This window comes from Neobacillus canaveralius (genome assembly GCF_047237705.1).
In the GTDB taxonomy this organism is placed as follows: Bacteria; Bacillota; Bacilli; order Bacillales; family Cytobacillaceae; genus Neobacillus; species Neobacillus niacini_K.
On the sequence record NZ_JBDFLL010000001.1, the window covers coordinates 3,381,846 to 3,402,944 of the forward strand.

Annotated in this window: 19 protein-coding genes; 2 read left to right on the forward strand and 17 right to left on the reverse strand. The window is 36.9% G+C overall.

Annotation, left to right across the window (positions count from 1 at the left end):
* Positions 1 to 13 precede the first annotated feature (13 nt).
* From ABC255_RS17015 to ABC255_RS17065, 11 genes are all read right to left on the reverse strand, one after another.
* Positions 14 to 2,371, reverse strand: coding sequence for an FdhF/YdeP family oxidoreductase (locus tag ABC255_RS17015; protein WP_412995290.1), 2,358 nt, complete (start codon positions 2,369 to 2,371; stop codon positions 14 to 16).
* A 147-nt stretch (positions 2,372 to 2,518) separates the two neighbouring features.
* The gene (locus ABC255_RS17020; protein WP_412995292.1) at positions 2,519 to 2,878 is read right to left on the reverse strand and encodes a Na-translocating system protein MpsC family protein; all 360 of its coding nucleotides are present in this window, start codon (positions 2,876 to 2,878) and stop codon (positions 2,519 to 2,521) included.
* 86 nt (positions 2,879 to 2,964) lie between these two features.
* Positions 2,965 to 4,239 (reverse strand): L-lactate MFS transporter, encoded by a 1,275-nt coding sequence (locus ABC255_RS17025; protein WP_412995294.1) that lies wholly within the window; start codon positions 4,237 to 4,239, stop codon positions 2,965 to 2,967.
* 416 nt (positions 4,240 to 4,655) lie between these two features.
* Positions 4,656 to 6,452 carry a M3 family oligoendopeptidase gene (locus ABC255_RS17030; RefSeq protein ID WP_412995295.1) on the reverse strand — a complete coding sequence of 599 codons (1,797 nt, stop codon included), beginning with the start codon at positions 6,450 to 6,452 and terminating at the stop codon, positions 4,656 to 4,658.
* 175 nt (positions 6,453 to 6,627) lie between these two features.
* Entirely contained in the window at positions 6,628 to 7,365 is a 738-nt protein-coding gene (locus tag ABC255_RS17035; RefSeq protein WP_412995297.1) for an AAC(3) family N-acetyltransferase, read from the reverse strand.
* A gap of 511 nt (positions 7,366 to 7,876) precedes the next feature.
* Complete coding sequence (locus ABC255_RS17040) at positions 7,877 to 8,437, reverse strand: DUF5412 family protein (protein ID WP_412998576.1); 561 nt, start codon at positions 8,435 to 8,437, stop codon at positions 7,877 to 7,879.
* Positions 8,438 to 8,458: 21 nt separating this feature from the next.
* Positions 8,459 to 8,662: a hypothetical protein gene (locus tag ABC255_RS17045; protein ID WP_412995299.1), complete on the reverse strand. Its 204-nt coding sequence runs from the start codon at positions 8,660 to 8,662 to the stop codon at positions 8,459 to 8,461.
* 41 nt (positions 8,663 to 8,703) lie between these two features.
* Positions 8,704 to 8,901, reverse strand: a complete 198-nt coding sequence (locus ABC255_RS17050; protein WP_412995300.1) for a hypothetical protein — start codon at positions 8,899 to 8,901, stop codon at positions 8,704 to 8,706.
* A 522-nt stretch (positions 8,902 to 9,423) separates the two neighbouring features.
* Positions 9,424 to 10,755, reverse strand: a complete 1,332-nt coding sequence (locus tag ABC255_RS17055; RefSeq protein WP_412995302.1) for a CoA-disulfide reductase — start codon at positions 10,753 to 10,755, stop codon at positions 9,424 to 9,426.
* Positions 10,756 to 11,085: 330 nt separating this feature from the next.
* Positions 11,086 to 11,361 carry a hypothetical protein gene (locus tag ABC255_RS17060; RefSeq protein ID WP_412995303.1) on the reverse strand — a complete coding sequence of 92 codons (276 nt, stop codon included), beginning with the start codon at positions 11,359 to 11,361 and terminating at the stop codon, positions 11,086 to 11,088.
* A 387-nt stretch (positions 11,362 to 11,748) separates the two neighbouring features.
* Complete coding sequence (locus ABC255_RS17065; protein WP_412995305.1) at positions 11,749 to 12,339, reverse strand: molybdopterin-dependent oxidoreductase; 591 nt, start codon at positions 12,337 to 12,339, stop codon at positions 11,749 to 11,751.
* 476 nt (positions 12,340 to 12,815) lie between these two features.
* Here ABC255_RS17065 and ABC255_RS17070 point away from each other — a divergent pair, with 476 nt between their 5' ends.
* Together ABC255_RS17070 and ABC255_RS17075 are read left to right on the forward strand one after the other, a co-directional pair.
* Complete coding sequence (locus ABC255_RS17070; protein ID WP_412995307.1) at positions 12,816 to 13,298, forward strand: CBO0543 family protein; 483 nt, start codon at positions 12,816 to 12,818, stop codon at positions 13,296 to 13,298.
* A gap of 986 nt (positions 13,299 to 14,284) precedes the next feature.
* Positions 14,285 to 14,695: a hypothetical protein gene (locus tag ABC255_RS17075; protein WP_412995309.1), complete on the forward strand. Its 411-nt coding sequence runs from the start codon at positions 14,285 to 14,287 to the stop codon at positions 14,693 to 14,695.
* Positions 14,696 to 15,037: 342 nt separating this feature from the next.
* On the opposite strand, the gene ABC255_RS17080 is transcribed toward ABC255_RS17075, so the two are convergent.
* From ABC255_RS17080 to ABC255_RS17105, 6 genes are all read right to left on the reverse strand, one after another.
* The gene (locus tag ABC255_RS17080; RefSeq protein WP_412995311.1) at positions 15,038 to 15,271 is read right to left on the reverse strand and encodes a hypothetical protein; all 234 of its coding nucleotides are present in this window, start codon (positions 15,269 to 15,271) and stop codon (positions 15,038 to 15,040) included.
* A 130-nt stretch (positions 15,272 to 15,401) separates the two neighbouring features.
* Complete coding sequence (locus ABC255_RS17085; protein WP_412995313.1) at positions 15,402 to 16,499, reverse strand: Gfo/Idh/MocA family protein; 1,098 nt, start codon at positions 16,497 to 16,499, stop codon at positions 15,402 to 15,404.
* Between the two features lie 111 nt (positions 16,500 to 16,610).
* A complete protein-coding gene (locus tag ABC255_RS17090; RefSeq protein WP_412995315.1) occupies positions 16,611 to 17,594 on the reverse strand; it encodes a hydroxyacid dehydrogenase in 984 nt (327 codons plus the stop codon).
* Positions 17,595 to 17,622: 28 nt separating this feature from the next.
* A complete protein-coding gene (locus ABC255_RS17095) occupies positions 17,623 to 18,393 on the reverse strand; it encodes a sugar phosphate isomerase/epimerase family protein (RefSeq protein ID WP_412995317.1) in 771 nt (256 codons plus the stop codon).
* A 12-nt stretch (positions 18,394 to 18,405) separates the two neighbouring features.
* Entirely contained in the window at positions 18,406 to 19,224 is an 819-nt protein-coding gene (locus ABC255_RS17100; RefSeq protein ID WP_412995319.1) for a sugar phosphate isomerase/epimerase family protein, read from the reverse strand.
* Positions 19,225 to 19,227: 3 nt separating this feature from the next.
* Complete coding sequence (locus ABC255_RS17105; protein WP_412995321.1) at positions 19,228 to 21,075, reverse strand: hypothetical protein; 1,848 nt, start codon at positions 21,073 to 21,075, stop codon at positions 19,228 to 19,230.
* Between the last annotated feature and the right edge of the window lie 24 nt (positions 21,076 to 21,099).

Genomic DNA, 21,099 nt, shown 5'->3' on the forward strand with positions numbered 1-21,099 from the left:
TCATTTGGAAAAATTAACTGACCTCTGTTTCCAGGTCTGGAATTGGTCTTTCTACATATTCTGTATCTTTTCTCGCATTGTAGCGTTCTGCTTTTTCCACATGGACCGTGATATTGTAGTCAGGAATACCCGCAAATTTCTCATAGCGTCCGCGCGGTAACAGGAAGTTTCCTTCTGGAAAATGGACTTCAATATTACCTGGTGCGATATCGACAAACTTGGCGCGTCCTTGGAAAACGCCAAAGCCATTGTAGACGACAATTCCTTCGCCTTCTGCAATACTTAATTTCTGCCCATCAACTGGACTCATTAACACATCATATCGTCCGGCTCCATTCAACGGATCGACTTCCTTATAGACCATAGAGTTAAATTGTTTACCTCGGCGTGAGGTCACAATAAATTGCTCAGGTTTTTTATTTAAATCGGGAATGTCGACTGGGATTAAACTGCCTCTGCCATCTGGTGTTGGGCAAATCCCGTCTTCGCATAGCCATGCTCCGCCCCATTGGAAGACATCTCCTTGATTTTTCAAATGTTGAATGCCGTCATAATCCTGGTTCCCTTTAGCGATTTCATCACGAATCGACTGTCCATCAGAGAAATCCACTAAGTGAGCGGTTTCTGGTTTTACACGTTTTGCTAAATCAATATAAATCTTCCACTCAGCACGGGCTTCTGCTATCGCATTTTTGTTCCCGGGAATTTCTGGGGAGAAATAGACCATCCGCTCTGTCGAGGTACTTGTTCCGCCACCTTCTTGCTCATAACGTGTTTTTGCAGGCAAGACAATGACTGCTTCCTTTGCATCAACTAACGTTGAAGTGTTTAAGATTATATCCTGGTGTACGCGAATATCAAGTTCAGATAATGCTTTTTCAATAAAGTCCGGATCTGGCATCGTTTCTAAGAAGTTTCCGCCCGATAAATAGTACAATTTCACTTTTCGGTCATGATCTTCTGGAAGGACAATGTTCTCAAGTGTAACACCGACAATATCACCCTGCCAGTTCGGAAGCTCAAAGTCCCATAGCTTTTCAATACGTTCCACATTTTTCGGATCCCATCCGCCGCCAGGAAGAACGAACGGGTCCGCCCCCATTTCTCCACTTCCCTGCACACTTGAATGTCCACGAAATGGCATAAGACCGGAATATTTACGTCCGAGGTGTCCACGTAAAAGGGCAAGATTGGCAACTTGAGATATATTATCTGTTGCAAAAGAGTGCATCGTTAGACCAAGTGCCCAAGCATAAACTGCATTCTTGCTGTTTGCCAATAGCTCCGCCAGCTCAATAATTCGTTCTCTCGTTACACCTGAGGATTCAACGATTTCTTGCCAGGATTGCTCTTGAACTTTTTTCTTAAGCTCGTCATAGCCATTCACATGCTTCTCTACGAACTCATGATTTATAGCAGAACCAAATGCTTTTTCTTCCATATCGAACCAGTGCTTCATAATTCCATGCATAAAGGCAATATCTCCACCAATGTTCACTTGATAGAAATCATCAGCCAATTTTGTTCCGAATATTGCAGACTCTGGATTTGATGGGATCCAATACTTATCCATTGCTGGTTCACGGTAAGGATTGACAACGATGATCTTGGTCCCTTTTTTCTTTGCTTCAAGCATGTATTTTGAAGATACAGGTGATGCGTTTGAGGCGACGCTTCCCCAGAACAATAATACATCTGTTCCGATCCAGTCGAGATAGTTAGACGTGGATGCACCGACGCCAATCGAACGCTTTAAACCGGTTTTACTTGGCGCATGACAAATACGTGATGCATTATCGATGTTATTGGTCCCTAAGAAACGTGCCACTTTCGCTGCTACATAGTAACTTTCATTTGTAATCCCGCGAGCTGTTAGATAAAAAGCATATTGCTTCGGATCTAATGTTTTCATCTTGGCTGCAATCATATCCATTGCATCATCCCATGTGATGCGGGAGAATTTCCGCTCTCCTTTTTTGCGAATCATTGGGTACGGGATTCGCCCAAGCTTACGAAGCTCTGTGCTATCATACTTTCTTAGTTCATCAATATCAGCATGGAGGATTTCTGGCTTAATGGCAGGCATCGTATTTAGCCTTAGAACATTTAAGCGAGTGGTACAAAGATGCGGTCCATCAAGTGTTTGATCATGTAATCCCGATACCCCAAGGGCACACCCGTCACATACTCCTTTTGTAATGATATTGGTGGCATACCCGATATTATCTTTATTATCCCAAGCAATTTTCATCGTATCGCGAATATGCTTTGGTTTGATTTTTCCGAGTCCAAAAGGAATTGGACTTACCCAATGTTTGGGAGCTGGTAGCTTTGATTTCTTCTGTGGTCCTGGATGTAGTGTTTTTCCCATTCTCATTTCCTCCTCTAGTCAAAAAAATCCATAAAAAAACCACCAAGGAGAGCCTAGTTAATAAAACAAGGCGGTTTACTCCATGGTGGTTAGTCTTTAACAGGTTCGCTGTCAAGTGCCAACGAGATATAGTTGGTTAGATTACAATTAAACTTTAAACTTTTCCTCAAGATCTTGGTCAAACACGAAGATTGACATTCCTTTGTCCTCTTCAATATCGATATCAACAAAGACACAAACAAAATTCGCACCAAGAAGCTCTTCCATTTCCTGAGGATGATTTTTCTTATAAATCTCTTTTACCATTTCGGTACGAGCCGAGCGCAGCATTTGTTTTCCATCTTCAGCCGTTGCAATAAATTTTTCGATTGGAGATAAATTTCCTTCTAACTCACAAATGGCCCAGTTCTTGCAGAAGGTTGTTCTCACTTGACTAGGACCTTTTCCCATATGGCGCTTTCTATAGGCGCGAACGATATTACTAAATTCTGCTTCATATTTATTCACTTACGTCATCTCGCTTGTATTCATAAGGTTTTCACTATGTTCATAGTGTTAATTCTATAAGTTTAGTCATTAAATTGCAAGAGAAGTTATCCTACCTTATTTTGTAATCCAGTCTGATTTTGGAGTTGATTTTTCTTTAGTTTGTTAATGTCTAAGCGGATCAACAACGAGATAATAAACGCAGCCACAAACAATCCAGAGAAGAACGTTAAGCTGCCAGAATAACTGCCGGTTGTGTCTTTAATCCATGCTGCAAATAATGGTCCAACAAGACCTGCCGCAGCCCACGCTGTTAAGATGTATCCGTGAATTGCCCCTAATTGCTTCGTTCCAAATAGGTCGCCAATATAAGCAGGAATGGATGCAAAACCTCCACCGTAGCAGGTATAAACTACAATCAGCAGTCCAATAAATAACCATTTAACCGATACATCAGGCAATACAAAGAAAATCACCATTTGCAAAATGAAAAATGTTGTATAGGTGGCTGGTCGTCCAATAATATCTGAAAAACTAGCCCAGCCAATTCTTCCTAACCCATTAAAAATTCCGATGGCTCCAACCAGTGCTGCTGCTTGTGCCATGTCAATTCCGATACTCTCCATTGCAAGCGGCTTGGCTACTGCTAAAATCGCAATACCACATGTAATGTTAATAAACAACATCAACCATAAATACCAGAAACGCTTCGTTTTAACCGCTTCATTCGCCATCAATTGTGATAAATCCATATTCGGCTTTGCTTTTCCACTGTTGATTTTGTCTTGATAGCCTTCCGGCAGCCATCCTTCCTCTGGCTTTTCCAGATATAAGGAAGAAAGAAGCATAATCACAAAATAGGAAAGACCAAGAATATAAAATGTATTGGCTACCCCCACCGCTTCAATCAACATATTCATAATCGGACTGCTGATTGCAGCTGCGAAGCCAAAGCCCATAATTGCAAGCCCAGTTGCTAAGCCTCTTCGGTCAGGGAACCATTTAATAAGTGTTGAAACAGGCGCAATATAACCTACACCTAGACCGATACCGCCTAGTACCCCGTAGAAAACATATAATAAGGTTCTTGATTCTAATGCTACAGCAAGACCTGATCCAGTGATACCCACTCCGAAGAAGATTGCAGCCAATAGCCCAGCTTTCCTTGGTCCGTATTTCTCTACAAAATGTCCTAGAAATGCTGCCGATAAACCTAAGAAAAGAATCGCAATACTGAAGGTCATGGCCACCTGTGAGTCGGACCAGCCAAACATTTCTTTAAGTGGTGCGGTAAAGTTACTCCATGCATACACAGAGCCGATGGAAATATGAATTCCAACAGCAGATAAAGCAATTAACCACCGATTTTTTTTCGTTTTCATTCTCTTTCATCTCCCCCTTAAAAATCATTTCTATAATAATTTGTGAACAAAAATAAAAAACCGTTGTAAGATTCCATGAGTTTTCTGAATGTTACAGAAAACTAGAAATCAATACAACGGTTCGCCTTTAACAGGAGCGCTGTTAAGTACCAACTGTTTATAAAAAGATAGGTTTCTAGATTTAACCGATTAACAGGATCGCTGTTTCGTATTAAATCTTCCATAATATTTATAATGAATATTATCTTTCACAAATTGTTCACAATTTCTTTTTCTTACTATATCATGGAAGCGAATTCAGTACAACCTTTTTTAAAAATTAGAATCCAAGGCAAAATTAAATTTTTGCTTTTCCTAGAAGTTATTTTGAGCTCTTTATCGCTCCCATTAACTTGAACCATAACTCATCCAACAACTTAAGAAGAAGTTAATTTAATAAATTCTTCCGCATCTTTCACACATAATTCCATTCCTTTTTCCCAGAATTCTTCAGAAGTAATATCTTCTCCTAAATGTTTCATTACTAAATCTTCCACCGTCATACTTCCTGAATCACGAAGTAAGGCTAAATAATCTTTCTCAAAATCTTTCCCCTTCTCCTTTGCCTTTGCATAAATGCCCAATGCAAATAAATACCCAAAAGTATATGGAAAATTATAAAAAGGCGATTGAGTAATATAATAGTGTGGCGTCCAAACCCAAGAATAAATGGAAGGTTGTTCTAGGGATTCAGCATATGCCTCATTTATTGATTCTTCCATTAATTGATTCAGTCGCTGGGCTGACACAATACCTTCTTTACGTTCCTTGTAAAATCTCTGCTCGAATAAGAACCTAGAATGAATATTCATAAAGTTCATTACACTGCGTTTTAGTTTTTCATCCAGTATAAATAATTTTTCCTCTTTCGAATTGGCCTTTTTCATAGCACCTTCAAAAATTATCATTTCAGAGAAGGTTGAAGCAGTTTCAGCAATACTTAATGGATAACGCTTATTCAACCCATTCACTGACTTCATGGCATGATTATGGAAAGCATGCCCCAGCTCATGCACAAGCGTTAACACATTTAAAAAAGTACCGCTAAATGTCATAAAAACTCTTGACTCACCTGTGAGTGGAAAACCAGCACAAAATGGAATAGCGGACTTATTTGGACGATCTTCCGCCTCTATCCAACCTTCATCGAAAGCTTGCTTAACGAATCCTTCTAATTCGGTTCCAAACTGACCAAAATGTTCCGTAATTAGTGCAGCAGCTTCATCGAATTTTATCTCTTGATTACTATTTGTAACGGGAGCCCAAAAGTTATAAGCCTTCATACTAGATTCGCCAATCAATTCCGCTTTTCGCTTCAAGTAATTTGAGAAAGGTTGTTTATATTTACTGATTACTGTCCACATCGTATTCAGTGTTTCTTCCTTCATTCTGTTCTTTTTCAAAGGATTTTCTATTGCACTTTTTATCCCGCGTTTGTTATTTACCTGTATACGAAAGCCAGCTAAATGATTGATTATCTTACTGAATAGCTCTTCTTTTTCTTGCCATATAGATTCTAATACATAATGAGCTTCCTTACGTACTTCTTCCTTAGGGTGCGACCGTAAGTTTATGGATTGTCCAACTGATAGATTTTCTTTCTTTCCATTTATATGAATATTTACGCTAATACTACTTATTAGATCATTATAGAAATGTCCCCAAGCATGGTACCCATCAACCATTAAATCAGAAATTAAATTTAGCTCCTGTTCTGACAAATTCAGATCAGCATTTTCACGCCATTCATTTAGAATAAATCTATATTCTTGTAATTTTTCAGATTCTAGTATACTTTCCCAAACATCTTCCTTTGTATATGTTAATAGCCTTTTTACTTTTGATAATTCTTTTTCAAAACGGGATTCTTTTTGAGCAACTTTTCCCCGTAAAATCGCAGCATCTTGGTCCTTTGGATTCTGTGCAAGGAGGCAAGTGATAAACGAAGTAGCTTGTGATAGGTACAGACGAATGTTTCCGATGTTCTCTAGTAAATGTACCAATTTGATTACTTCACTTGCTGAAAGAGGGGTAATAAGTGAATTAACACTATTTTCTAGTTCACGCACAAGATCTTCCAATCGATTAATATGATCTGAAAATTGACTTGATTTGCCTCCCCCCAAAAAAACATTATCCAAATTCCATACTCTCGGATAGCTCATTTTCTCCATTCGGTACCTCCCTTAATATGTATACCTCATACAAGACGAACGTACATTCCTATTATAACATATTTTAGAGGTGAAAAATTTCTTCAGTAAAAAGAGACACAGATTTTATAAATCAATGTCTCTTGAAGGTCCATCACTCGTGAAATGCCAATTTTTTGCCGTTGTCCCCTATAAATCAAGAAAATAAATCTGGTTTTTCTTTTAGTAAGTGATTTAGCAAGTCTGTCATTTTTACTGTGTCACATACTCTTACTGTTGCATCGCCAAATTGTCCTTTGTACATAACTTGATTTTTTAGAAAAATATCTTCAACTCGATTGTATTTTTCAGAGGTATGACCAGTATGTCTTCTTTGCGGTATCGAAATTTCCGTTTTATCCGGTAATATGGTGTAAAGCATTTGGTGCTCATCGGTCAATCGACCTGGTATATCAAGCCATTCCTCGACTCCGTGTATATATGTACATCTTCGTAAATCGACTCCGATTAACAAGATGGCTGCCTTCTGATCGAGTAATTTCCCCCAACTCGATTTGCGTGCACAAGGTGTGTCGAATTGTTCATTTCCCGAAATAAATTCATGTGCTCCTTTTCCTAGTGCAGCTACCGAATGAGTTGGATGCCATGAGCGAACAACACCCGGACGTTTTCGAAACAGTTCCGTTAATAACCCAACACAAGATGGTGAGTCATTGACATAAAATCGTGGATTCTCCGCATTAATATACGACCATGTATGGGTGGGAAAAACCAAAAGACCATTCTTCATATATTCTGAAAGTGCATCAAGGACAGTATCAGCCCCAACCTCTACTTGTCCAATACTTTTCATTGATGAATGAACAAGTAATGTTCCATTTTCTTCGATTCCCAATTCTTTAAGGTGCTTTAATAAGTCTTGTTTTTTGTACATCACATTCAACCTTTCAATCTTTAAATACACCAAAAGGATACCATATTAGGATTATTTGTCCATGTGCAGGATATAGAGATAGATTTTTATTTAAAAAATCTGAATTCATTACCCACACACATATGCCCATAATCAGCAAACAGAATCAATCCAGTCAGTGCAGAAATGTGCCTTTTCTATATAATCCACTCTTAGTGAGTGATAGGTTTGATTAATAGAAAATTAACAACTGTCTTCAAGCATTCAAAAAAGATGCCACGCATCTCCCAATTTCTTGGGTGATACCTGGCACTATCTTGCGTATTATACATCAAAGGACTGTTCAAGCACATGTCCATGATAGGTTATATTAATTAATGACCTAGTTTCGTAATGTTACCATTCTTTCTGGAAGAACTTCAGCTTTATCCCCTTGATACACTGCCTAATCAATTCCCCACCCACACTCGAAACTAAAATACTTTTTTACTTAAAAAGAGGGTTAGCTTACAATAACGGATTCTGTTTCCTGTTAGTCTTGATAGCATTTCTCATATTCGTCTTTCATTAACAAACTTTTACAAGCTAACCCACTTTCATGATAAATTTCTTTTCCGATTTCTAATTCGATACTTCTATTTGAAGTTGGATACTCAGGTTCATTATTTAGAATAGACAGGGTATCGTCATCCATCCATTCCATAGAGAAATTGCTATTTGCATCACCATAATAAACCGTCTTTACTTTATTTCCCTCAGTATTGTATGTGATTTCAACCCAAACATTAACTCCTCCAGCAGCACCTCCATATGGTTCAAATAAAGCATTTGCCGTATATTTTTCTGTGGGTGAAGATAAAGGTCCAGGTCCTTTTTGAGTATATTCTCTGTTGATAGCTTCAAAAGTAAAAAAATAGTTCCTATATATAAAGAGTCCAATAAATAGAATCACACTTGTCAAAGTAGCAAGTAGTAGTTTTTTAGGAAATGGTTTCTTTTTGGTAAAGAAGATTATTAGATTGATGATAAAAACGAGAAATAGCAGTATTGTAAATACGAATAGTAAGAATCCGATAATATTAATTAGAATAATTAGTGCCTCCTATGACATAAATTAACCTTTGTTCAAAACTGCCACAAAAACAAAAAACACCCCTTCTAGGATCAACACCTGGAAAGGGTACCAATTGTTATCTATTAAAGCACTAAGATAGGTTTTACTGTCGGAAAAGGACTCATTTGAAATAATATCATTCGAAATCACATAGGTTCCAAATAAATCTCCCTTTTTAATTTCAAAGTAATTGGTCCTTGGCATAATTGGACTTACTCTTCTCTTAACGTCATCCCGAATGATTTCTATCCACTGATTATTTTGTTTTTGCCTTCATGGTCCACAATAGTGGCACAGATGGTATTATCGCTTTTTATAATAATGAAAATATCTTTTTTGTGAAGTTCGCTAGGACTTACATGTGCCATAATTGGATCAGCGTATACAGCAGTAAATCCGCCAATGCATTCTACTTTTTGTCTGCTTATGAATTCCTTAATCATAACCTTCCTCCTAAACCAATAAAATTTTCTTTGTTTACTTCTTTGTATCATTCAACTATTCGTACGATTAAAATTGGAAAAAGTTTCAATAATAGGACTCTACTGTCTTGTTATCAAATAACCAAAAAGTAAGCCACTAGAACCGTCCCCATGGTCACACAGCAGTTGTTTCAGGCAAACGAGCCTATCATACCCACCTCTCCAAGTAAAGTCCTATGTTTGTGTACATTGAATACGATAAATAATAACTGTAGATAATGCTTCCACAAAGATAAATTTTAGACATTTTTAGTATCTTAAAATACGATGAAATAAAAAAATATACTGTAGATAACTGCACCGTTACTTTAAATATAATACTTCACATAATTCTAGTCGTAGTTCTTCCTGGTCTACTTAATTTCCTCTAAATCTGAAAAAAAAGACACATTCCTTATTAACAAATGTGCCTGATTGCTGAACATTGTTATTAAGGAGAAGCATCCCGATAGTACATTATATAGTTAATAGTTAGTATTAAAGCTACTTTACTCTTCTAGCTGCTTGCTGAATAGGATCCCATACACCATTATATGGTGGCGCGTACGCAAGATCTAAATCAAGCAGCTCGTCGGTTGTCATCGAATGGAATATTGCAGTTGCTAGAACATCGATTCGTTTGTCGATCCCATTTTCCCCAATAATTTGCCCACCAAGAACTTTATATGTTTCTTTATGATAGACAAGTTTCAAATTCATTTTTTTATTATTAGGATAATAACCAGCGATATCTGTTGAATTAATTGTTACTGAACCACATGGGATGTTCAGCATTTTTGCCTCTGTTTCTGTTATTCCTGTTCTCCCTAAAGTTAAATCAAAAAATTTTATGATTGAAGTGCCTACAACACCTTTAAATGTTTTATGTTTATTAACGATGTTTAATCCGGCGATTTGACCTTGCTTATTGGCATGTGTTCCCAATGGGATATGATCATCCATTTCTTTTACTCGATGATATTGTGTTGCACAATCTCCGGCAGCATAGATATCTTTAATACTTGTTTGCATATACGCATTTACTTGAATAGAACCATTAACACTTGTTTTGATTCCAGACCCTTCTAAAAATAATATATTGGGCCTTACACCTATAGCGACTAATACTAAATCTGTCTCATACTCCCCTTTATCAGTTTTCACATAATTAACATGCTCACTACCACGAAATGCTTCAACAGATTCACCCATTTTTAACACAATGTTATGTTTCAGAGATTCTTCATGGATAAGTTCTGCCATTTCTTTATCAAATATTTTTGCTAATTGCTCATTTCTTTCAATGATCGTTACCTTCTTGCCGAGCTCTACAAAACTTTCCGCCATTTCAAGTCCTATGTATCCGCCACCAATAACTGTCACATTTTTTATATCTTTCTCAAGATAATCCATGATTGTCTTTGCATCAGGAATTGTCTTTAATGTGAAAACACCTGGAAGTTTAACACCCTCCCAGTTTGGAATGACCGGGCCAACGCCAGTCGCAATAAGAAGGCGGTCATACGGAAAGCTAAACGTTTCACCATTACTATGGTTTATTCCACTTACCATTTTATTTTCCGTATCTACCTTTTGGACTTCATGATATACTCTTGCATCAATGCCATATTTCTCTTTAAAAGTAGACTGTGTACGTGCTATTAACTTATCTGTTGACTCAATTTTCCCACTGATCACATAAGGTAGGCCACATTGTCCGTACGAATACACTCCACCCTTTTCTAAAACAGTGATTTCATGTCCAGAACTGTTTCGTACAATTTGCATTGCAGCACTCATCCCTGCTGCATCTCCACCAATAATAAGTACTTTCATACTCATCCCTCCTTTCTATATTTTCCATTTGTTACTGATTTTTAAACATGAAGAAGGATTTATCCCCATATAGGATCACATATTCTACATTGTTCCATTAAATACTAATGACGATAGATTAATATAAACTATTAACTGACTGAAATTATATCTTTCCACGAATCATCAAAATAATTTATAATATTCCTCTTTACATTTTCGTTCTCAATTGGAACAATAGTTGTGGATTTATTCAACCTTCTTCCATGGACTACTGATAATTTCCTCCTTGAAAAACAAATTTTTTTATTAGGAAAAATTTAAATATATAAAAGCACTAAGGGACGCCCATTATTCATTTATATCTAATCCAGATAAATCTAATGAAAGTTCATCTATCACTAAAAATACACAACCGAAAACAGTTCTGTAATCGATGAAGTCCCCTTTAACTTCAACATTCACCTCAATAATATTTCTTTTATTATGTATGTGTTTTTCTTCAAATAGATTAAACTTAATACTTGAAACAGATACACTAATTTCCTCTAAGGATTTTTTTAGCTCTCTTTCAAATATTGAATTATTAAAGTTTTCCCTGAAGAAACAACGAATAGTAAATTTCATCTCAAAACCTCCTTCTTCTTCTTATCATTTGCCAAATCTTCCTTACTCAACCTTTTTTTGAATACGGTATAATTAAGGACCTGGGTGGGGATAAGGGTGCAATAATAAATTTTCGAATGATTGCAAGTGCTTCATGGTCTACATAGAAGACTAAAGATAAAATGAAATCATAAATAAGAGCCTCCAGTTAGGTGACCCTTATTTGATTGGTGAAATCTTCAGATAATTATAAAATTGATAATAATAATTTGAATTTCTCATAAAAGATGAACTTGTTATTAAACTTACCTCCCCGTTACATAAAAATGCCTTGCTTCTATAATGAAACAAAGCATCATAAGTTTAAGTATTTCTCACCATCCTTTTTGTTACTTAGATTAATCTGTGTTAACGGTACCGCTCTTCTTTAAATGGATTTGCTGTCATCGAATAGCCCCGCTCTTCCCAAAAACCAGCCTCGTCTACATTCATCAATTCAATCCCTGACACCCACTTCGAGCCTTTCCATAGATAAAATACTTCTGGCGGAATAAACCTTAGTGGATAACCATGTTTTGGATCAATATCCTGCCAATCATGATTTTTATCCTTCCAACGGTATACAAACAAAGAATCGTCCCCTAATAAAGGCTCGAGTGGCAGGTTTGCAGAATAACCAAATCTGTCCCCATTGTAGTAACCGTATATTTTAATGTATTTGACACCCTCATTAATTTCAACAAATTTCAATAACTCTCTAAGTGCAATTCCTTCAAAAGTTGTATCAAATTTAGACCAGGTGGTAACACAATGCATGTTAACGTTTGAAATGGTCTTTGGAAGCTCCATGATTTCCTTATAGGATAAGAACTTTTCTTCTTTTACCTCACCAAAAATTCTGAAATTCCATATGATTTCATCAAACTTGGGAACATCACCTGCATGCAGTATTGGCCATTTTTCTGTTTCGAATTGGCCAGGTGGAAGCTGATTTTCCATCGTACACCATCCCTTTTTCCTCTTATACGTTGGTTAAATCTCAGTGCTTTGTATAGTATGCTACAAAATAATGTAAGCAAACCACAGACAAATCTCTTGGAAGTCAGCATATCCTCTGATTATAATCAATTGGACCTTTAAATGGGCGGTATTTAATTCCGAAACCAAAAAATTAATCACGATGGACATAAACGAGTAATCCAAAAAAATCAAAGAGTATCGGTTGATACTTTCAACCTGTCGAGAAAACCCTATTATTAAATAGTGAAATGTTTTAGGATGTTAAAGCAATGAAATAGATATTCTTGGAATAAGCAACAGACTTTTATTGCTTAAAATCATCGTATTGTGAATACACACTCTTTGTGTTTTTGTTGTGTTTTTCGTGCCTTGGTCGAATTATAATTTTATTCTCAAACTAGAATTGCATTAATCAATTCAAGGAGGAAAAACTATTTAATAAAGGAGGATAATTAATGAAATACAAAGCAGAGAAAACGATTGAAATTTCATCCTGGTTAATTGTGTCACTATTATTAATAAAATTGACACCAAAAAATAAAATTCGTGAAACAATAGTTATATTTTTATTTAAACAAGCACTAACATGGATTTTTGGATTACTAGTGGTACAAAAAAACTTAATTTCCTATCCATATCGATTATTTTTCAAAAAGGCAAATAAAGCTAATTTTTCATTCGAATACTTTATATATCCTGGACTGTGTGCTTTATTTAGTTTGTACTACCCAAAAAATAAATCTAACCTTTTAAAAACCCTACATTACTTTATTAGTACTTCAGTAATAGTCATCTTTGAAATTATTGCAGTGAAATATACAAAATTAATTAAATATAAAAAATGGACTTGGTATTGGAGCTTTATAACAATTTGGATAACAGATTACTTATCACAAGCTTTTAACAATTGGTTTTTTAAAACTAAATTTCATGAATAAAAAGGGATAGGTAGACTGCCTCTTTTTGTATTAATTTAAATACACGATAAGAGTCAAAAACGACATTAGTCTAGTTGAACTAAACCAGCTAATAGGTCTTCCTTATAAAACAGTTCACATAAACGAAAAGCATCAATTTCATCCGTTTTTACTCGTAAACCTGACTTTTTAGCGTTATATGAAAGTAACGAATTAACCAAAATATATAAGAAATTCTGCTTATCTAAAACTGAATTACAGGTGTGTGGTTATGCCCTATGGATTCTAAATATACTGTCGGCTTAACCTTAGCCTCCCTTTCCACCCCCCTCTAAAAAATGAAGTAAAGTAGTCAATTCCTCAGTAGTATGTGATACCAGTAACCCCTATTCCATCTTGAAGTGTCATAGCTTCGCTTGTTATACGAGATCTACGTCCCAACCAGCCTCAAACATGTTTCTACAAGTAGGGGGCGGACAGTTTAGTTGACTGGATCAATGCCCCACGCACCCGTACGTCCTACACTGCCTACAGATATAATAGAATCTATTAAAAAAGGTCACAGTAGAAACTGGTTAACCTTATAATACGATTGCACCCCTTAGTTCAATAAGATTTACGACAATATATCCCACAAACTTACAAATTTGCCACAAACACATCAAACAAATAGTCCTTTATTCATGGTATTATAGTCCCTGCCAAGAAGCCGTCGAAGAAGTAGCCCTAACAGTAGAGAAGAATTTCGAGTAAGAAGTAGATAGCGAAATTAATCTTGAGGACTTAAACGAAAACTTCCATGACGAGTTCGACATTGAAGTTGAGACAGTACGAGTTACAAGCGAAATGACTATTTAAGAGCTTTGGGCTATTGGTAAAGAATTAGGATTTAAAGGTTGCACAAGATGGGCGAAGAAAAAATTAATCGAAGAAATCAACAAAGCTGCTTAATCTTATATGGGGTTGAACCCTTCGGGGTGTAAAAACAATTTGAGGAGGAAAACTAAATGAAAAAATTAGTAATAGGAATCGTATTAACAGGAAGCTTATTAATCAGTGGTTCATTAACACAGGCGGAAGGAACAGTAAAGACTCCAAAACTAGAGGGCAATAACGGTAATCATTACGGACAGATAAAGCACCAAGAAATCGTACCAGTACCAGTAGAATTAACATTCGTAGAAAAAATGCAAGCGAAAGCACTAGAATTAGAATTAACACCAGATGTTATGGTTGTAGCTGACCATGTATTAAGGTTTGATAATCCAAAATCTGAAGATTGGTCGAAGATAAAAATACTAGTAGATTACGCAGTTTCATTAGGTAAACAAGTTACTTTCGAAGATAACTGGGGCAGTAGTTCAACGGGTGGTTATGTTATTTACTACTTCGGATGGGATGGCAGTCCAGTAAGATAAAAAGAGGAGCTGAAGAGCTCCTTTCTTCTTTTGCTTTTCGGCTGGATCCAGCCTTAACGTCTATAATTTCTTAAAGTAATCCTGTTCCTTTTCATCTAATTTCTCATTTAAATACTCTTCCTCCACCTCCACCTCTTCTATTACAACCATATGGAAGTCCTTGTAGAGTACAGTTATTTTCTAGCATATATTTAAAAATCTTACATGCTTTAAAACTACCTTCATAAAAGGAACTAGATTTTGAAAAGAAATAATTATAATACTCATCATAAGAAAGCCTATTTAAAGCAATAATTTCAGAAAAATGCTTTTTATATCTTTTTTGTATGTCTTTTGCTTGTCCTATATAAATCGGAACATGGTTTCAGAAGTGAAATTGTCTCTGTAAATCATATAAATACCTGAATAATTATGTTTTGTTTCTGGGGTAACTTCCCTATTATCTTCTTCTCCACTGTCATGGATTGTATTTTTATTATGAGTATCACGTTCTTGTTCAGCATTTCTAATTGGAGTTCCGGTTGAAATATTAATCCAACAAGCACCTTCCCAAGGTACCTTGGGGACGGTTCTCACGGTTCTTTTCCTGTTGATTGTTTCAAAACCTTTTTCAGGACTAATCCAATAACTGAGAGCTTACCTACCATATTATCCAAAGAGACAAAAGCCATCGGAACCGTCCCCACGGTTCTTCTCTTACATTTTTCTAATTAACCGATAGCCTTTCAGCAGTCTCAATCTTAATTGCTTTTTCTTGTGCTTCAATACATAACGATGCAGCCTTAAATGCATGTTCTTGTGTCATGGCATTTTCCGTTCCATTCAAGCAATCTAAGATAAATTCTCCAAAGAAAGGACAGCCAACCTTTCCTGATAGCTGATATTGTTTTTCACCATGATGATTTACCAAATATAAATGGTCTCCTTGATTTTCCCTGGCAATATCAATGTACTTTCTTATCTCGATGTATCCATCTGTTCCTAGAATAAATACACGACCGTCCCCCCATGTACCAAGCCCATCTGGTGTGAACCAATCCACACGAAAGAAAAACGTAGCTCCATTGTCGGCAACAAGTGTGGCATCCCCGTAATCCTCAAATTTCGGATATTTTTTGAAGTTGTAATTCGCTACTTTACTATGCAAAACTTTTGCATCTTTTGCACCGGTATAATGTAGAAATTGTTCAACCTGATGACTTCCGATGTCACACAAAATACCACCATAATACTTTGGATCAAAGAACCAATCTGGTCTGCTATCAGGATTTGCACGGTGCGGCCCCATTCCAGTCACTTGAATAACCCGGCCAATGGCTCCTTCTTCAATTAATTGTCCAGCAAAGACCGCACTCTCCACATGGAGACGTTCGCTATAATAAATTCCCCATTTCAACCCGGTTTCTGTTGTTTTCTTCTTTGCTTGTTCTATTTGATTCAAGTTTGTAAACCCTGGCTTATCAACGAAAAAATGCTTACCTGCATCAAGGACTCTTAATCCTAGTTCACAACGGTCTACAGGAATATTGGCTGCAGCAATTAGCTTGATGGAAGGATTTTTTAAGATCTCTTCTTCTGATTCAGCAGGGATTACATTCGGATAAGTATTGCAAAATCTTTCAAGCTTTTTTGGATCGGGATCATACACTGCAACAAGTTCGCCGCCAGCTTCTATTAATCCATTACACATTCCATAGATATGACCATGATCTAATCCAATTGCAGCAAAAGGGAATTCTCCTTTCTCTACAACATGATTTACCAGTCCTTTTGGTGCGTAGTTCATTCCATCTTGTTTTTCCACGTAAAAAACTCCATTCATTAAATGACTTGATTGTTCTTTAGCTTTATTTACAAATCTATACTTCAGGATTCTATCTCAATCCCTGTACACATCTATTTTAGTAATCTATTTCTATGCCATTATGATAGATTTTTCTTTGGTTATATTCCATTTCAATGGTTCACCACGTAGATAACGTCCAAGCTCTTGTGCCATGTATTTACCCATTCTCTGACATTCAGCTGACATGGACCCAGCGATATGCGGAGTCAATATGACATTTTCTAATAAGTATAATGGTGAGTCCTTTACTGGCGGTTCTGGGTATGTTACATCTAAAATCGCATAGAGATCTTGACGCTGCTGCAGTGTTTCAATCATCTCCTGCTCCCGTATAACAGCACCTCTTGATGTATTGATAAGTGTCGCATTCGGTTTCATGGAAGAAATATGGTCACCGGTAATGAAGCCTTCCGTTTCTTTAATCCAAGGAGTATGCAAGGAAACGACATCTGCTCTTCGAAACACATCCTCTAATGAACACATTTCAACATTTAGAGCTTTGACTTCCATTTCGGAAACCAAAGGATCATATGCGATGACTTTACAATCAAACTGCTTTAACATCTCAGCGACTTTCCGGCCAATCATTCCTAAGGACACAAGCCCAACAGTCGATCCATAGCCACCTGGAACATTTTCTCTAGCTGGAAAAGCAGCTTTCTTATTTACTTGATGGAAAAAGTACCAGCCCCGTTTCAATGAAAAGAGAATTTGAGATAACGTAAATTCCACAACAGGTACAGCATTTGCTTCATACGCACTTGTTATGACGATATTTTTATCCCAAAACTCATCTGTTACAATTGTCTTAATAGATCCTGCACCATAAAATACAGCTTTCAAATTAGGAGCTAAGTCTAGAAATGATTGATCCATTACTGGACAACCCCATCCAGAAAATATAATATCCGCAGCAGACAAAATGGAAGGATTTTCTTTGATGGATACCTTTGTTTGTGGTTCTGCATAGATGTGTACATGTTTGTTAATTTCTTTATATGCCTTTCCGTATATGAGATCAAAATTATCTAGTAAGTAAATCCCTCGAAGCATGCTTTCCCTTCTTTCCTATAAGATACTACTATGCAATACGAAACTGCTCTTTTAAATAAAGTAGTGATTGTTTAACCTCTGTTTCAAAGTCATTCCACTTACATTCGATTGAAATCCGTCCCTTATAACTAGATTGCTGCACCAAGTTAACAAAGTCCGAATAGGGGTAATTTCCTGTACCAGGTGAGAACCTGCCAGAATCTGCAACGTGGATATGTTTAATAAAATCTTTATGTTCGTAAATATGGGTCAGAGGCTCACGATCCTCATCCATATGGTAAAAATCTGCCAAAGCCTTAATGGATTTACGGTTTACTTTTTTAGCAAATTGTGCTGCTTCTGGAACACTGTTAATAATATTTGATTCCTTTCGGTTAAGAGGCTCAATGACAATGGTCAAATCAAGTGGATCCGCAACGTCAGCTGCCAGATGCAAAAACTGGACAACTTGTTCTTCACCTTTCACCCTTGAAAAACCATCTGGCAATGATCTAGCACCACCGCTTCCAAACACAATGGTGTCAGCACCTATTCGTTTTACTCGTTCTAAGGCAGAGGACAAATAATTTTTTATCCGTTCGGTATTAACCTGTTCGCCGACAATTTTTAAATCTCTGGGAAGAAGAATATTACAGGCTTCAACCGGAATGGGCGATTCTTCATAGGTTCTTAGGATGGATTTAAACTCCGCTTCGCTTGCTTCAGGTTGCAATGAAACAACCGTACATTCGATAAAATCATAACCTGCTTGATAGAGAATTGATGCTTTATCTATACCTGCACAACAACCTAGTTTCATATAACTCCCACCTTATTTAAGAATATCTTTCATAAAAGAACTATATTGTTTAAATGCAATTTCAGGTTCTTCTATCTCCGGACACCATTTTTTTTCCCATTCTAAAGTGCAATAGCCTTCGTATCCATTATTCATTAAAAGAGTGTATATTTCTTTTAAGGGGACATCACCCTCCCCAAGAAGACAAAGCTGGTACCCTCTTTGTGTACCTTCTTTTACATAAGAATCCTTCCAGTGTGTATATTTAACCCAGTCTCCAAGTGTCTCCCAAGTGAAGACAGGTTCTTCTCCTAGCGTTCGATATGGATGATGCACATCCCATAAGACAAAAAAATGGGAGGAGTGAATTCTTTTAAAAATTTCTTTCATATATTTGCTGTTGGTCCAATCATCATGTGTTTCAAAAAGGAGATGAACGTCGTACTCTTCCGCAATTTTGAGATATTCTAAGACGTTTCGTTCTACAATTGAAATAGCTTCTTCTCTGCTTGTATCCCCAATGGAGCCGCCAAATACCCGAATGTATGGAGTGTGAAATTCTTGACAAAGCGCCGCATAATTCTTTAATTCTTCTCGATAATTTTCAAATTCTTCTTTTGAGTTTGTAAACAGCCTTACCGAGCTTGAAAAACAGGGAACTTCTATCGATGCTTCTACAAATCTGCGAACAGTCTCCTGTACGTTACTTGAGAACTCAGGAAATTTAAATAGATCCAATTCACCAAGGTAACCTCGGAAATCAACTCCATCATAGCCATTTTCCACTGCATTTGAGATGATTTTATCTAAATCCCAATTGGGACAACCTAATGTCGTAAAAGCCAATTTCATCCTTTAACTCCTTCCAACTAAACGATCAAATTTACTGACGCCCATCATCTCTAGTAAAGTATTCTCCTCAATAAATTCCTCATCTTGATAGAGATGAACCATATAGTGAGAAACGGTTTGCTTTGTATGATAGGATGCACTAGTCAATAATCCATTACGGTATCGCACAACCTGTGGTCCCATTTTTATGCCAGTAAAAGGCTTATCATCAAGTACTTTAATACAAACCTTATTTCCTTTGTAATCAACGTCAATCCTGTTTTCTGTACAGCTAATTTTAGTACTGGTTTCGCCATCAGATAAAAACAGAGGAAATTCCTGTACCACCGTTTCTATCTCACCTATAATAGAGTCTTGCACAAGAAGGATTTCCGGTGTAACTGTAAGCGTTTGCTCAATCAAGAAAGCCCCATTCATAGGTCCTCTAAAAACTAGTTTCACCTCGACTTTTTTTCGGTCACAGGATATTACAGAGACTTCCAGATTGGGAGATTCTTTTGATGTCATCTCAGTTAATCGTGTCATCACATTGTTTACATTGATCCACGCTGGAGCAAATGATAGAGCTCTATTACTTGTTAATGGTGTTCCATCTGATGGACCAATGGTCGGCCATACATTTTTTCGCTGGATACGGACAATTCCTGTAGGAGTGTAGTTTTTATCCCCTTTTGTCTGATACTCAATATAATGTCCACCTGCATTAATAATCAATTTGTGGAAATACGGTTCCATCCAAAGATAGAATCCCCCTGTTTGTGCTGGACATGGAAGTTCTCCAATTTCATCGTCAGCCTGTTCGAATGCCAGCGCTAAAAAATACGCGGCAAGCAAATTGTATTGAGAATGATAGGTGTAGGTTTCGTAACCAGTACGAGTCATTGGGTCAGCATAATTTCTGACCACATTCAGCTCGCCTGTTGGCCTCTTCCATCTTTTGATTGATTCAAGCGATAACCGTGCTCCCCGTTTAAAGGCCGCTGCCATTATAAAATCTCCACTATTGGCATATTCATTTGCTGCCACTTCAAACTGAAAAGCTTGTTGGGCTTCATTCCATTGATGCTGGGAGCTTCGGCCCCCTGTTGGCATTTCGCCTGTTGGACTTTGCATAAACAGTGACGTTAAGTCTCCACGCTTACAGCATTCTACCAATCTCTCTTTGTGCCTGCCGTTATAGCCTGCAAGCAACATTAATCGAAAATAGTTTCGTGTAAACATGGCATATGCCATTGGACCATTTGGATCTACATAGAGACCATATTCTGTTAAAAGCTCCATTTGGGGGCCTAATTCCTGATCAATTTCTTCTAAATCCATTGGATTTCCAAGCCCATGTGCTCCCCGCAAGTATTCTCCTGCAAGTGCCACCACTTTCCAATTGTTAATGGTTTTTCGATATAAACTTGCAGGATTCATTCTAGAAAATGACATTTCCCATTGTTTGGCTTTTGTGTCAGATACATAAGGTTTCAGTTTCATATAAGCAAAAGTGACCATGGTGGTATAAAAATTACTATGATCGTCTGCACAATTCTCTTCTACCATTTGTTTAAGCGAAGAATCTAACGCTTTACAAGCACTTACTAACATCCAATTTTCCTTTTGCTGCGTATAAAGAAGTGCTGAGCTAGCAGCAAAAGCTGGGGTAGAATATTGTGTCTCACGATGCATACAAGGGTCGATAATTCGACCTTCGTCATCCATACAGGTATAAAAATAATGAACAAGAGGTTGAATGATGTCTAGATATGAGCTTTTTTTGTACTGTGAATCACGTATTTGTGATTCATCAAATTGTTCAACATACTTCGATACTGCCGCTTCAAGCGGAAATGGTTTTTCTAACAAGGCTTTTCTCCTCTCAAATCGTAA